Consider the following 14,388-nt stretch of genomic DNA (forward strand, 5'->3'; position numbering starts at 1 on the left):
TCAATTGCTACAACACAAGACTCACGGTTTGAGCAAAAAAACAACGGGAGAGTTTCATGGGTAACGGAAAACAGACTCTGATTAATCGCTTTCGCCGCCTGGCCTGTGCCAGCGCAATCGCCCTGGCAGCCACGGGCGCGCAGGCGGCAGAAGAGGTGAATATCGGTTTTACCGGGCCTTTGAGTGGTGGTGCGGCGTTATACGGCCAGAACACCCTGGAAGGTTTGCAGATGGCGGCAAAGGAAATCAACGATGCTGGCGGTTTCACCGTGGGTGGCGAGACCTACGAAATTAACCTGGTGTCGCTGGATGACAAGTACTCGCCCAGTCAGGCAGCGGTGAACGGCAAGCGGCTGGTGCAGCAGTACAGTGCGCCGGTGATTTTTACGCCGCACTCCGGTGGTACCTTTGCGCTGCAAGCGTTCAACGAACGCGATGGTTTTGTGGTGATGTCGTACACCTCGGTGCCCACGGTGACGGAGAAAGGCAATGAGCTGACCGTACGGATTCCGCCCACCTTTACCGGTTACATGAAGCCGTTTACCAAAATCGCCATGAAGGAAAACGGCAAGAAGGTGGCCGTGGCCAACGCCACCCACGACTATGCCAAATACTGGACCAAGGCCTTTGTGCCGACCTGGGAAGCCATGGGCGGTACCGTGGTGGCGGATAACCCGATGGACTACAACAAGTCCGCGGACTTCTACACCGGCGTGAGCAAGGTGCTGGCGGAGAAGCCGGACGTGATGTTCATCGGTGGTGCGTCCGAGCCCACCGCGCTGGTGGCGAAACAGGCCCGTGAGCTGGGTTTCAAGGGTGGTTTCGTGATCATGGACCAGGCCAAGATGGGTGAAATGTCCAAGATTATCGGTGGCTACAAAATGCTGGAAGGCTCTGTGGGTGTGGTGCCGTTGACGCTTTATGAAGAGCCGGGTGCCAAGGCGTTCGTGTCCAAATATCACAAGCAGAACGCGGAGAAGGACCCGACCACTGAAGTGGCCTATAACTACTTCGCTTTGCACACGGTGGTTCAGGCCATGCAGGAAGCCGGTACCGTTGAAGATGCCAAGGCAATCCGCGGTGCTTTCGGGGCGGCGCTGAAGAACCTGAAGCCGGAGAATAATCCCTACGGTGTGACGGCGATTGATGACAAGGGCGGCATGATGGCGGACCCGAATATCGCTACCGTGAAGAACGGCGAAGTGGTATTGCAGCGTATGTCTGAAGTGTTGGCTGAATAAACCGTCATCACGGAAACGGGGCGCCAGTCGCCCCGTTTTTCGGTCTTTTTCAAATAATGAAATTATATTTCGAAATAATTGAAACCCGCTTGTCTTTGCTTATACTGGTATCAATCTGATCCTTTCCTGTGCGGCCCGATAACCGGGCTGGCGCTGCCTTTTACGCCGTACCGGCGATGCAGACGGGAAGGACGTCCTGAGGAGAGTCGTAATGAGTAACCCGGTCAGCCTCAGTCGCGATAGCGACATTGGCGTTATCCGCATCAATTATCCCCCGGTGAATGCGCTGGGCCATGGCGTACGCGAAGGCCTGCAGCAATGCCTCCGTGAGGCACTGGCAGATGAACAGATTCGGGCGGTGGTGGTAATCGGTGAAGGCAAAACCTTTCCGGCCGGTGCCGATATTCGTGAATTCGGCAAGCCCCCCCAGCAGCCGGCCTTGCCGGCCGTGATTGATGAATATGAAGCCAGCGACAAGCTGATCGTCGCAGCGATTCATGGCACCGCCTTGGGCGGTGGACTGGAAGTCGCGCTGGGCTGTGACTACCGCGTGGCGTTGGACAGCGCCCGCCTGGGGTTACCGGAAGTGAAGCTGGGGCTGCTCCCCGGTGCCGGTGGCACTCAGCGATTGCCGCGGCTGGTGGGTGCGCAGAAAGCACTGGAAATGGTTGTCGGCGGGAACCCGGTGAAAGCCAAAGAGGCCTTGTCACTGGGGCTGGTTGATGAGGTGGTCAGCGGTGATCTGCTGGACGGTGCGCTGGCCTATACCCGTCAATTACTGGCGGATAACGCACCCTTGAGAAAACTCTGTGATCTGGCCGTGCCGGATGCGCAAGACGGGCTGTTCGATCAGTTCGAGCAATCCATTGCTCGCAAACAGCGCGGTTTCAAGGCGCCATTTTCTTGCATCAAGGCAGTGAAAGCGGCGGTGGAGCTGCCGTTCGATAAAGGGGTGGAGCGCGAGCGGGAACTGTTCTTCAAGTTACTGGTGTCTCCAGAGTCGGCGGCCCAGCGTCATGTGTTCTTTGCCGAACGGGAAGTGGCCAAGGTGCCCGGCCTGGACAAGAACACTCCCAAGCGCGAGATCAACCAGGTGGCGGTGATTGGTGCTGGCACCATGGGCGGCGGTATCGCCATGAACTTCGCCAATGCCGGCATTCCCGTGCGCCTGCTGGAAGTAAAGGAAGACGCGCTGGAGCGGGGCGTGGCGGTCATTCGCAAGAACTACGAAAACACGGCTAAAAAAGGCCGCATCACCGATGAGCAGGTGGAACAGCGCATGGCGTTGATTCAGCCCACCTTGCGCTACGATGATTTGAGCGATGTGGATCTGGTGATTGAAGCCGTGTTCGAGAACATGGACGTGAAAGAAGCCGTGTTCAGTGAGCTGGATCGGGTGTGCAAACCCGGTGCGATTCTCGCTACCAACACGTCCACGCTGGATGTAGACCGCATTGCCGGGTTCACTCAGCGCCCGGAAGATGTCATGGGCATGCATTTCTTCAGCCCTGCCAATGTCATGAAGCTGCTGGAAAATGTCCGCGGTGAGAAAACCTCTGATGAGGTGATCGCCACGGTGATGGATCTGAGCCGCCGGATTGGCAAGGTCGGTGTGCTGGTTGGTGTGTGTCACGGCTTTGTGGGCAACCGTATGCTGCACCGCCGGCAGGCGGAAGCGGTACAGCTGGTTAATGAAGGTGCCAGCCCCCAGCAGGTGGACAAGGTACTGTTTGATCTGGGTTTCCCCATGGGGCCGTTTGCCATGTCTGACCTGGCGGGCATGGATGTGGGTTATCGCATCCGCGAGGAACTGCGCAAGGAAGACCCGGCCAATGCTCCGGCCCGCAACTGGACCGATGAGCTGGTGGAAGCGGGGCGCCTTGGCCAGAAAACCCAGGCCGGCGTATTTGACTATAAAGACGGCGATCGTACCCCTGTACCGTCTGCGGCTGTTGACGGCATTATTGAGACTTACCGCAGCGATAACGGTATCGCGCCACGTGAGATCAGCGATCAGGAAATCCTGGAGCGCTGCATGTACGTGATGGTCAATGAAGGCGCGAAGATTCTGGAGGAAGGCATCGCTGCGCGTCCGCTGGATGTGGATGTGATCTGGATTTATGGCTACGGCTTCCCGGTGTACCGGGGGGGCGTGCTGTTCTGGGCAGATCAGGTGGGTGTGAAAGCCATCTTCGACAAAGTGAACGAGATCTATCAACAAACCGGCTCGGATGTCTGGAAGCCTGCCAAGCTGCTTAGCGATCTGGCAGAGCAGGGCAAGGGCTTCTACAGCAAATAAGCATTAGCTGAGGTAATCATGGACATTAATTTTACCCCGGAAGAACTGGCGTTTCGTGATGAAGTGCGCGTCTTTCTGGATACCAAGCTGCCGAAAGAAATCGCCAGCAAAGTGAAGAACGGCCAGCATCTGAGCAAAGACGACTCCGTGCGCTGGCAGAAAATTCTTAATGAACAGGGCTGGATGGCCCTGCACTGGCCAAAAGAACATGGTGGCACTGGCTGGTCTCCGATCCAGAAGCATATTTTTGAAGAAGAATGTGCAGAGTACGGAGCTCCGAGTGTGTTGCCGTTTGGTGTGAACATGGTGGCGCCAGTGATCATCAAGTTCGGTACCGAAGAGCAAAAGCAGAAGTACCTGCCGCCCATCCTCAACAGTGATGTGTGGTGGTGTCAGGGTTATTCCGAGCCGGGCGCCGGTTCTGACTTGGCGGGCCTGAAAACCAAAGCGGTGCGTGAAGGCGATCACTATGTGGTAACCGGACAGAAAACCTGGACCACCCTGGGCCAGCACGCAGACTGGATTTTCTGCCTGGTGCGCACTGACCCCAGTGCCAAAAAACAGGAAGGGATTTCGTTCCTGCTGATTGACATGAAAACGCCGGGCATCACCGTGCGTCCACTGATCACGCTGGACGGCGAGCATGAAGTCAACGAAGTATTCTTCGATGAAGTGAAAGTGCCGGTAGAAAACCTGGTGGGTGAAGAGAACAAGGGCTGGACCTGTGCCAAGTACTTGCTCACCTTCGAGCGTACCGGCATCGCCGGTGTGGGCCAGTCCAAGGCGGCTCTCAAGCACCTTAAAGAAGTGGCGCGCAAGGTACAGCAGAACGGCAAGCCACTGATTGAGGATCCGCTGTTCCGCAACCGTCTGGCGGATGTGGAAATGGAGCTGATGGCGCTGGAAATGACCAACCTGCGTACCGTGGCTGCGGCCCAGGCCGGTGGTGTACCCGGTGCGGAGAGTTCGTTCCTGAAAATCATGGGTACCGAACTGCGTCAGGAAATTACCGACCTGTTCCGTCGTGCGGCTGGCCCTTACGCCCAGCCGTTCCTGCCGGAAACCTTCGATGCGGATTATGACGGTGAGCTGGTTGGGCCGGATTTCGCCAACACGGTGTCCGCCAAGTACTTCAATATGCGCAAGCTGTCGATCTTCGGCGGTTCCAACGAAATTCAGAAGAACATCATCGCCAAGATGATTCTCGGTCTGTAAGGAGTATTGAGCATGGATTTTAAACTGAGCGATGAACAGCGCATGCTCGAGGAAACCGTGGGCCGTCTGGTTCGCGATGGTTATCCCTTCGACGTACGCGAGAAAGCCCGCACCAGTGAACTGGGTTATTCCGCAGAAATGTGGCAGCAGTTTGCCGAGCTTGGCCTGTTGGGTGTGCCGTTTTCCGAAGACTTCGGTGGTTTCAATGGCGGCGGCCCGGAACTGATGGTGGTGGCTGAAGGCTTTGGCCGTGGCCTGGTGTTGGAACCTTATCTGGCCACAGTGGTGCTGAGCGGGACCTTGATCAATTCCCTGGGCAGCGATGCCCAGAAAGAAAAACTGATCAGTGCCATCGTCGGCGGTGAGTTGCGTCTGGCGTTGGCGGCTTACGAGCCGGAAGGCCGTTATGACCATACCCACGTTGCAGCCACCGCAGAGAAAAGTGGTGATGGCTACAGCCTGACAGGCAAGAAAGCTGTGGTGCTTCACGGCGACAGCGCCGACCAGCTGGTGGTGATTGCCCGCACCGGTGGTAATGGCACGGACCGTGATGGCTTGTCTGCGTTTATCGTCGATGCCAATGCCGACGGTGTCAGCCGCCGTGGTTACGAAACCATCGATGGGCTGCGTGCTGCAGAAATCACTTTCAACGGTGCGGCGGCTGAGCTGCTGGGCGAAGAAGGCAAGGCCATTGATGCGCTTGAAGCCTCCCTGGCCCTGGGTATTGTGGCCCTGTGCGCAGAAGCCACTGGTGCAATGGAAGTGGCCTGTGATCAGACTCTGGCTTACATCAAGGAGCGTCAGCAATTTGGTGTGGCCATTGGCAAGTTCCAGGCGCTGCAACATCGCATGGTGGAAATGCGTATGGAGCTGGAAAAGGCCCGCTCGATGACCATTTTTGCGGCCTGCTCTCTGGATGCGCCGGCCCAGGTCTGTGCCAAGCGTCTGGCGGCTGCCAAGGCGATTATCGGCAAGTCTGGCCGCAAGGTGGCGGAAGAAGCCATCCAGTTGCATGGTGGCATGGGCATGATGGAAGAAACCGCAGTGGCTCATTACGCCAAGCGGATTGTGCTGATTGATCACCAGCTGGGTGATCTGGGTTATCACATGCAGCAGCTGGAAAGCTTGCTGGATGTGGATGACGATGCAGCATAAGTAGATGAAAAGGGCGGCTTCGGTCGCCCTTTTTGGTTGTGATGCGCGGTCGCTAACGACACAGGGGCGGCGTGAAACGACAATCCGCGCCATGCGCTATTTGAAGCGGGCCTGCCTTCCCCCAGTCTGTGGACTGACTTTTATTTTTTGCGTTTTACGGGAGAGAAAGCATGAGTGTGAATCGCCAGATTATTTTATCCGAGTACCCCAAGGGGATGCCTCAGCCAGAACATCTGCCTTTGAAAGACGGTGCGATGCCTTCGCCGAAAGAGGGCCAGGTACTGATCAAGACTATCTACCTGTCCCTGGATCCTTACATGCGTGGGCGCATGAGCCCGGCCAAGTCCTACGCGGCCAGCGTGGAGCTGGGAGATGTGATGCAGGGCGGTACCGTCGGCCAGATTGTGGAATCGCGGCTGGAAGGCTATGAAGCCGGTGATTATGTGCTGGGCTTTGGTGGCTGGCAGGAATATTCCGTGCAGGGCAAAGAGATGCTGCGCAAGCTGGACCCGAAACAGGTGCCAATCAGCACGGCGTTGGGTGTACTGGGCATGCCGGGCTTTACCGCCTACGCAGGGCTACTGGAAATTGGCCAACCCAAAGAAGGCGAAACCGTGGTGGTGTCTGCGGCCAGCGGCGCGGTGGGCCAGATCGTTGGGCAGATCGCCAAGATCAAAGGCTGCCGCGTAGTCGGCGTTGCCGGTGCGCCGGACAAATGTAAGCACGTGGTCGATACCTATGGTTTTGATGCCTGCGTGAATTACAAGGACGACGACTTCGAAGCTCAGCTTAAAGCCGCGTGCCCGAATGGCATCGACGTGTATTTTGAAAACGTGGGTGGCAAGGTGTTTGATGCGGTGATGAAGCTGGTAAACGACTTTGCGCGTATTCCCCTGTGCGGTCGTATCGCTCATTACAACGATACCGAGGCGCCCCAGGGGCCGGACCAGTTGCCCGCGTTTCTGACCAAGCTGCTGGTGAAGCGTGTGCTGATCAAGGGCTTTATCCAGTTTGATTATGCGCATCTGATGAAAGATTTCGTCCGCGACATGAGTACCTGGATGCAGGCCGGCAAAATCCAGTACCAGGAAGATGTGGTTGAAGGGCTGGAAAATACCGTGGATGCCTTTCAGGGGCTGCTGCAAGGTCGTAACCGGGGCAAGCTGTTGGTACGGGTCAGCGAAGATACCTCCCGGTAATGGCAACAGTGGAAGCGCAGGTCCAGGCGCTTTTTGCTCTGCATGGCCCGCGTTACCGCTGGCTCGCAACGATAACGGTGATGCTGGGCACCATGTCTGTGGTGCTGGCATCCACCATTATCAATGTAGCCATTCCTACCATCATGACCGAGTTCCAGCTGGCGCAGGATCAAGTGCACTGGCTGGCGACCGGTTTCCTGGCAGCGATGACGGTAGGCATGCTGCTCAATGCCTGGTGCACTCAACGATTCGGGGCCCGTGGTGCTTATTTGTTGGCCATGGGCCTGTTCGTGGTGGTGTCCATTATTGGCGCTGTCAGTGAACATTTTCCTTTATTGGTGGCTGCCCGGGTGGGGCAGGGTCTGCTGGCCGGGCTGATTCAGCCGCTGGCCATGATTACCATCTTCCAGGTGTTTCCTCTCAATCGTCGCGGTCAGGCTATGGGTATCTATGGGCTGGGTGTCGTATTGGGGCCAGCCATTGCGCCGGCTATTGGCGGGGTGCTGGTGGATACGCTGTCCTGGCGGGCAGTCTTTCTGGTGGTGCTGCCGGCCTGTGTTGTCGGCATGGTAATGGCTGCCCGTTACCTGCCAAAACGTGAAGCAGAAGCGGAACCGGTGACGCTTGACGGGATTGGCCTGGTGTCGCTGGCACTGGGTATCACTGCCTTGTTGTGGGCGCTGGCTAACGGCCACCGCCGTGACTGGTTAGACCCGGCGCTGTTGCTGGCGTTTTTGGGCGGGCTGGGCCTAACGGGCTTTTTCATTTACTGGCAAACCCGCCTGCGGCACCCGTTGATGGATCTGCGCGTGTTTCGTTACCAGGGGTTCACCGGCAGCTTTCTCATGTCCATGGTGATTGGTGCCGGGGTGTTTGCCTCTACCTACATTACGCCGCTGTATTTTCAACAGGTGCTGGGCGAGAGTGCGGCCAGCGCAGGGTTGATGTTGATGCCGGCGGGTCTGGCCATGGCGTTTACCTTTCCCGTGGCGGGACACTTAACCGACCGCTTTCCGGAAACACGCATCATGGCGGCGGGGCTGGTGTTGTTCATTTTCAATATGGTGCTGATGGCTGGCGCCAACCTGGGCACCTCAGCGGTCTGGTTGGTGTGGTGGACCCTGCTGGGCCGGGTGGGGCTGGGGTTGATGATGCCGCCGTCGTCCACCGGCGCCTTGGGCCTGTTGCCTCCGGGGCTGATCCCCCAGGGCTCGGGCATCTTCAATTTTGGCCGCCAGATTGGTGGCGCACTGGGCGTGAATCTGTGCGCTTTGTGCATTCAGTTTTTCAGTGAATCCTTTGCACAGGCCCGGCCGGCTGCCTCGACAGCGCAGGCGTTTGAGTCGGGTTTTGATATGGCATTCCTGCTGTTGTTGGCAATTTTCGTGGTGGCGCTGTTGCCTCTGCGCAACATGCAGCAGGGTATTCGAGGTATGGGAGAGCAGACACAATGAAGCACAACACCGGCAATGGGAAACCAGACATTCTGGTAATCGGCGCTGGCGCTATCGGGAGTTTCTATGGCGCGATTCTGAAGCGGGCGGGTTGTTCTGTCAGCGTGGTGCTGCGGTCGGATTATGAAGCAGTAAAAGCCGACGGCTTTCGGTTTACCAGCCCGCTGGGTGAGCTGTCGTGGATGCCGGATCATGTTTATCAGCCGGGCGAGTCCCCGGTGCGGGTTCCGGATTATGTGCTGCTGTGCGTCAAGGTGCTGCCGGGCGTAGACCGGGCGGAATTGGTGCGGCCCTGGCTAGGGGAGCACACCGGGTTGGTGTTGATTGAGAACGGTCTGGATATTGAGCGTGAGTTGGCGGAGGCCTTCCCGAGTAACCCTCTGGTGAGTTGCCTCGCGTTTATCGCGGTAAGCCGCACCGGGCCGGGCACCGTGAACCATCAGGCTTACGGGCAGCTGGTCATGGGAAATTTCCCCCAGGGTTTTGATCACCATTGTGAGCATTTGGCGGGCTTGTTCCGAGAGGGGGGCATCGATATCAACGAGACGGATGCTGTGGTTGGCGAACGCTGGCGAAAATGCGTCTGGAATACCCCGTTCAATCCGTTGAGTGTGCTGGCCAATGGGGCCGATACCTTATCCATGCTCGATGCCCCCGGGGGGGAAGCGTTGATTCGTACGCTCATGGAAGAAGTGATCGCGGTGGCTAAGGCGGACGGTTATCCGATGCCGGATAACATTATTGAGAAGAACTTGTCGGGCACCCGGGCCATGGGCGCGTATAAGAACTCCATGGCGCTGGATTATCTGAACGACAGGCCCATTGAGCTGGATGCGATTCTTGGCAACGTGGTCGCCATAGCGGACCGCCTGAATGTGCCCGTTCCCCATCTGCGCACGGTGCTGGTAACGCTGCGCATCCGGCAGGCATGACGATTCGCCACTGAACCAAATCATGTCAATCAGGCCGCACCATGATACTTATCGTCATGTTGCGGTTTTTTTTGTCACCTTTTTGTTAAGCAATAAGTTGATCAGTGCAAAAGCGCTTAATGAAAGTCGGTCGGGGGACGAGCCTGTAAAAGAAGGGGTGAGTGTTTGAGACGGATACACGGAAAATGTCCTCGTATACCGTAAAAGTAGATAAAATACTGATTTTTGTGGATTTTTAAATTACAAACGCTAACGCGCAGGCACTGGCGCGCTGTCGCATGCATCCGTGACTATGTAGTCCGAAAACAAGAAAAGGGTGACATGATGCGTATAATAAAACTCCCCGCCATCGCCTGCCTGCTGCTGCCATTGCTGCAAGGCTGTGAAGAAGAACCGGATGTGTTCGTGCCGCCGGACCCTGGCAACGCCCTCATTTATGCCTATCCTTCCAGTGGCATGGTGGACTTGCCTCTGGGAAGCAAGCTGCTACTGACGTTTTCCAACAGCATTAATGAGGCGGCGGCAAAGGAAGATTGTCAGCCTGACGGTGACGACTTTGTCGGGGCGCTTTGCCTGGCGGACAGCCAAGGCAATCTGGTTGACCTGGCGAGTGCCGAGGTGTCGAACCGGAATCGGACCTTGACGTTTTCCATGGAGACCTTGCGTGCGGGTGAGCAATATCGCCTTTGGGTGTCACCCGAGATTGCCCCGGGAGTGGTGAACCTGGGCCAGAACGGCCCGCTGATCACCTTCCGCACTCGCCAGTATCACCCAGTGCCTGATCAGGCCCCCGAGGTGTTGGTCATCAATCAGGAAAACCCCAGGGTCTATCTGCCTGAGCCTGAAGGGACTGAACGTTTTCCGTTCATGGATTTTTCCCCGGTACGCATCACCTTTACCGAACCGTTGGTGCAAACTACCGTACGCTACGGTGACACGGTACAGCTCGTGCATCAGGAATCCGGCGAACTGGTAGATGCGCGCATTCTGAGCGAACGCCATTACATTACTCTCGATCCGAAAGACGATCTGATCGGTGGTGATACCTACACGCTGACGCTGGAAGGGCTGCAGGACTTTGATGAGGACGTGCTGGAGACGGTGGTTTATGAACTGACGCCGCGGTTATCCAAGGATGATGTGGCCGATCTCAATCCGCCGATCAAGCAGTTGATGAAAGCCCAGCCTGCGCTGGGTGATCCCGGGTACCCGGAAACGTCACGCCTGCATGGGCTACCGCTCAACCAGTTCAACCTGGTGACCGAGGCCCTGGGGCTTACCCAGGTGGATGCCATGCCGCTGGTGCTGGAGGGCTGGATGGGTCGCCCGGATGAGCATGTGCAAGCCGTGCCTGTGGTGGCCCGCGCCGGTCAGCAGCTGCGCATTACCGGCATCGACCCAATCCTGCTGGGCGGTGAAGTACGCACGCCCATGTTCACCGGTGATCTGATCGGCACCTTTGTTACCGACGTCACCGGTTATCTGACCACCAATCCCTATCGGCCCGAGGGCTTTCAGCCCGATGACGACTTTGCGCCGATGTATGTCCACATGAATTTCGATCTCGCCATGCATGCGGTAGAGCCGCGAGGCAATGCCTCGGTTAACCAGAACCTGATGCATGTGCAGGCAGTCGGTGTGGTGGACGTAAAGGATGGCGCCCTGACTTTCGAAGTCTTCCGTACTCTGGAGCTGGATATCCTCAGTGGTGCAGCCAAAGTGAGCGCGGATTTTGCGTTGGGGGTGCGTGCGGATTCGGCATTCGAATTTGAACAACTCAACCGTGATCCGCTGCGGGTTACCGGTTCCTTTCCCGAACATAACCAAACCCAGGTAGAGCCGAGCAACAATATCATCGTGGTATTCAACGAGCCGGTGAGTGACGAGGGAATGGACGGGGTTCAGCTGTTCCGTCAGGCCAGCAACGAGCCGGTGCCGATTCAGGTGCGCAGCAGTGGCTCCAATCTGGTGATCACGCCGCTTGATGAATTGGCGGCGGGTGAACGCTATAACCTGGATCTGGGCGATAACCTGAAAGACATGGATATTTTCGATCCTTCTCACCTGGAATTTGTGCCCGGTGACGCCACCGATGGCAGTGGGCAGATTGTTTTTGATACCGCCAGCTACGCGGCCAATAACGATGCTCCGGTGCTGCCGCCGGTGGTGTTGGGGTTGTACCCCGGTATCGGCTGTGCCCTGGAAGACCGTGGTGTCGAGCGCCAAGATGCCCAGGGTAATACGCTGGAAATGGCGGGGCGTTGCGTGGGCGGCCTGGCCGACGACTCACTTTACTATCCCTTCTTTTACGACGTCAGCCGCCCCATTGAGGTGAGCTTCAATATGCCCATGGAGCTGGCGTCCATGACCTTTGGCACCATTACGGCTGATGGTGAGTCCTGTGAAGGCGGAGCCATGTGTCTGGCTGAAGCAACGGAGAGCGGTTGGGCATCTATTGCGCTGTCAGCCCGCCGTAACAGCCTGCGTCTGCGTGCGGTACCGCCGCCCAACACCATGGTGCCGGGCAGGGCATACCGGCTGGTGATCAACGGTGGTGACAATGGGGAGGCCGTATTCCGTAGTCATGGCCGTTTCGACAATCTGGGTATCAATACGGATCCGCTCAATGGCATGGGTACCTGTGGCCCTCTCTCCAATATGCCCTGCGAAGGTGGTCCGCCCATTCTGATTGATTTTACCGCGACGCCGGATGTGGGAGCAGCCTATGCCACGGTGCTGACTCGCACATACACAGACGTGAACGGTAACGGTGTTCAGGATGTTGACGAGCCGGACGCAGAAAAAAACCATGCCCGGGGCTTTGTGAAAAGCACCGGTGGCTTGATCGGGGGCGCCAATCTTGATGAGGGCGACCAGATCTTTACCCATGCGGCGTTGCCCATGGCGTTTTTGCCCAAGGTGCCACTGGATCTGAGTTACATCGGTCTGGTGGATGAAGGTAATGGTCGCTGGTGTGCCACCGAGGAAGATGCCGATGGCGATATTTATTGTATCCAGACGGTGGGAGATACGGCTATTCCGGTAGAAATTAATGCCCAGCATGTCATGGGGACGTCGCTGGTTGCCAACGCAAACCTGGCGATTCCGGTGTTGGGCGACTTGATTCCTCTGCCATTGGAAACGGGAGCGCTGGTGCTGCGTTTCCGACCCTATGACGACATGCCGCCGCAGCCGTTGCGGGGGTTCGTGATCAATGCCATCGACCCGGACACCGGGGAGGAAATAGACGATCCGGTTTTTATTACCCGTCTGGATGCCTGGCTGGATGCGCCGGATGTGCGACTTTTCTCGGCATTGATCCCCGGTGGGGCAGCCATTCCGAATGTGGCTGACGCCAACGTGAGAAGCCTGCCGGTGTCTGCCTATCTGAACGGACCGGTGAAATTCCTGCGCAATGGCCAGATTACGCTGGAATCGAGTAATGCATCTGCCATTGCTGCCTCTCTGAATCTGAGTATCGACCTGGGGGCCCTTATCCCGGTATTGGGTGACCTGCTGGATCTGATTATTGGCGGGGTGCTGCCGGAAGAGGGCGTTGGCTCTCTTGAACTGGGCATTGCCAAGGACGACTTCCGCATCCGGGTGGTCAACAATCCGGCCCACGCGCGTTTTACCTCGGCTGGCCAGGAAAACGCGGGAGATCTTTGATCATGAAAATAACAATGACTAATAAAAAACGGGTTTACCTTGCTGCCGCATTAACAATGTTGGGAGGCAGCGCCACCGCCGCTCAGGATCTTTACGGACCGGACTATCCCGGGGTGAAGTTTACCCAGAAGTTGTTCGGCGAGGACCGCCTCTATTTTCGTCTCGGGGCTCTCTATATGAGCCCGGATGTAAAGACCAACTCGATCACTTTGAGCAATCTGTCGGAAATTGCTGAAGTGGCGGTGGAATCAGGAGAACAGGAAGGTGATGCCTTTAGTGACCCGCTGATGATTCCGGCGGCAACGATTGGCTATAAACTGCGGTGGGGAGCCTGGGGTGGTGGTTGGTCAGTAGAAACGATGGCGGCCATGCCGCCGACGCTTGAACTAAAAGCCAAGGGCCGCATTGCCGATGTACCCCTGGTGACCGAAGCCAACGGGATTCCCACCGGTGTCCCGGCCTTGGGGGAAAAAGTGGCGGAAACCAAGGTGGCGCCGCCCATGGTGACGTTGGTTAAACGTTTTCGTAACGAGCGAGATTTTCGCCCTTATGCCGGATTGGGGGTGGTGTATCTGTTCACCTACGACAGCCACGTGACTAACCCCATTCTCACTGAAGTGGGCGAGCCAGAGTTGGAAATCGAGAACAAGTTTGGCTGGGTTGGTCAGGTGGGTGTGGACTGGCGGATGACGGACTACTGGTGGTTGGCGGCGGATTTTAAATACATCAGCGTGAAAGATGTTTCGGCCACGGTGGAAAGAACTTTCATCCGGGCGCCGGGTTTGCCGCAGTACCAGTATGCTGAAGTGGGGGATGCGGAGTTCAACGCTGACATGAATGTCTATGCATTCAGTCTGGGGGTGGGTTTCACCTTCTGAAACGTGTTGCCAGTTGGGTTACTCCGTAACGCGGCGTAACCCAACCCTTCGTCAAAGAAGCGAGGCTTGTGTTACAGGCCGTTCTCTATTTCCGCGAGTTGCTCCTTGCTCAGCACGGAAACACTCTCGGTGGTCTCATCGAAGACCACAAAGACCTGTTCCTTTTTCAACTGTTCACGCACCTGCTCCACCTTGGTGGCGGTGGGAATTTCCGTGTCGCCGTAATCGGTGCCGTCTCGCGTCACGAATTCTTCAATCAGGTTGTGAAGGGTATCCGGCGGTAGGTCTTTCCAGGGAACAATGATGGGCATATATCCAGTTCTATAAAAAAGTGAATATTGTCAGG

At 56.9% G+C, this 14,388-nt stretch carries 10 protein-coding genes; 9 read left to right on the forward strand and 1 reads right to left on the reverse strand.

Going from position 1 to position 14,388, the window contains the following annotated elements; genetic code table 11:
* The first annotated feature begins 56 nt into the window (after positions 1–56).
* The 9 genes from CL546_RS09505 (at position 57) to CL546_RS09545 (ending at position 14,042) form a co-directional block, all read left to right on the forward strand.
* Positions 57–1,241 carry an ABC transporter substrate-binding protein gene (locus CL546_RS09505; RefSeq protein WP_290494408.1) on the forward strand — a complete coding sequence of 395 codons (1,185 nt, stop codon included), beginning with the start codon at positions 57–59 and terminating at the stop codon, positions 1,239–1,241.
* A 211-nt stretch (positions 1,242–1,452) separates the two neighbouring features.
* Positions 1,453–3,540, forward strand: coding sequence for a 3-hydroxyacyl-CoA dehydrogenase NAD-binding domain-containing protein (locus CL546_RS09510; RefSeq protein ID WP_290494410.1), 2,088 nt, complete (start codon positions 1,453–1,455; stop codon positions 3,538–3,540).
* Between the two features lie 18 nt (positions 3,541–3,558).
* A complete protein-coding gene (locus tag CL546_RS09515) occupies positions 3,559–4,755 on the forward strand; it encodes an acyl-CoA dehydrogenase family protein (protein WP_290494412.1) in 1,197 nt (398 codons plus the stop codon).
* A gap of 12 nt (positions 4,756–4,767) precedes the next feature.
* A complete protein-coding gene (locus CL546_RS09520; protein ID WP_290494413.1) occupies positions 4,768–5,910 on the forward strand; it encodes an acyl-CoA dehydrogenase family protein in 1,143 nt (380 codons plus the stop codon).
* A 170-nt stretch (positions 5,911–6,080) separates the two neighbouring features.
* A complete protein-coding gene (locus tag CL546_RS09525; protein WP_290494415.1) occupies positions 6,081–7,109 on the forward strand; it encodes an NADP-dependent oxidoreductase in 1,029 nt (342 codons plus the stop codon).
* Entirely contained in the window at positions 7,109–8,563 is a 1,455-nt protein-coding gene (locus CL546_RS09530; protein ID WP_290494416.1) for a DHA2 family efflux MFS transporter permease subunit, read from the forward strand. Before CL546_RS09525 ends, CL546_RS09530 begins: the two co-directional genes overlap by 1 nt.
* Entirely contained in the window at positions 8,560–9,495 is a 936-nt protein-coding gene (locus CL546_RS09535; protein WP_290494417.1) for a ketopantoate reductase family protein, read from the forward strand. Before CL546_RS09530 ends, CL546_RS09535 begins: the two co-directional genes overlap by 4 nt.
* A 321-nt stretch (positions 9,496–9,816) precedes the next feature.
* The gene (locus tag CL546_RS09540; RefSeq protein WP_290494418.1) at positions 9,817–13,164 is read left to right on the forward strand and encodes an Ig-like domain-containing domain; all 3,348 of its coding nucleotides are present in this window, start codon (positions 9,817–9,819) and stop codon (positions 13,162–13,164) included.
* A 14-nt stretch (positions 13,165–13,178) separates the two neighbouring features.
* Positions 13,179–14,042: an OmpW/AlkL family protein gene (locus tag CL546_RS09545; RefSeq protein ID WP_290494419.1), complete on the forward strand. Its 864-nt coding sequence runs from the start codon at positions 13,179–13,181 to the stop codon at positions 14,040–14,042.
* Between the two features lie 71 nt (positions 14,043–14,113).
* Here the strand turns inward: CL546_RS09545 and CL546_RS09550 are convergent, their stop codons facing one another.
* On the reverse strand, positions 14,114–14,353 hold the full coding sequence (locus tag CL546_RS09550) for a YheU family protein (RefSeq protein ID WP_290494421.1): 240 nt from the start codon (positions 14,351–14,353) through the stop codon (positions 14,114–14,116).
* Positions 14,354–14,388 lie beyond the last annotated feature (35 nt).

It is taken from the genome of Alcanivorax sp., assembly GCF_002726155.1.
In the GTDB taxonomy this organism is placed as follows: Bacteria; Pseudomonadota; Gammaproteobacteria; order Pseudomonadales; family Alcanivoracaceae; genus Alcanivorax.

Bases quoted from the DNA above. Each gene is read 5' to 3' on its own strand.
- CL546_RS09505 (WP_290494408.1), top strand. From the start codon at position 57: ATGGGTAACGGAAAACAGACTCTGATTAATCGCTTTCGCCGCCTGGCC.
- CL546_RS09510 (WP_290494410.1), top strand. From the start codon at position 1,453: ATGAGTAACCCGGTCAGCCTCAGTCGCGATAGCGACATTGGCGTTATC.
- CL546_RS09515 (WP_290494412.1), top strand. From the start codon at position 3,559: ATGGACATTAATTTTACCCCGGAAGAACTGGCGTTTCGTGATGAAGTG.
- CL546_RS09520 (WP_290494413.1), top strand. From the start codon at position 4,768: ATGGATTTTAAACTGAGCGATGAACAGCGCATGCTCGAGGAAACCGTG.
- CL546_RS09525 (WP_290494415.1), top strand. From the start codon at position 6,081: ATGAGTGTGAATCGCCAGATTATTTTATCCGAGTACCCCAAGGGGATG.
- CL546_RS09530 (WP_290494416.1), top strand. From the start codon at position 7,109: ATGGCAACAGTGGAAGCGCAGGTCCAGGCGCTTTTTGCTCTGCATGGC.
- CL546_RS09535 (WP_290494417.1), top strand. From the start codon at position 8,560: ATGAAGCACAACACCGGCAATGGGAAACCAGACATTCTGGTAATCGGC.
- CL546_RS09540 (WP_290494418.1), top strand. From the start codon at position 9,817: ATGATGCGTATAATAAAACTCCCCGCCATCGCCTGCCTGCTGCTGCCA.
- CL546_RS09545 (WP_290494419.1), top strand. From the start codon at position 13,179: ATGACTAATAAAAAACGGGTTTACCTTGCTGCCGCATTAACAATGTTG.
- CL546_RS09550 (WP_290494421.1), bottom strand. From the start codon at position 14,353: ATGCCCATCATTGTTCCCTGGAAAGACCTACCGCCGGATACCCTTCAC.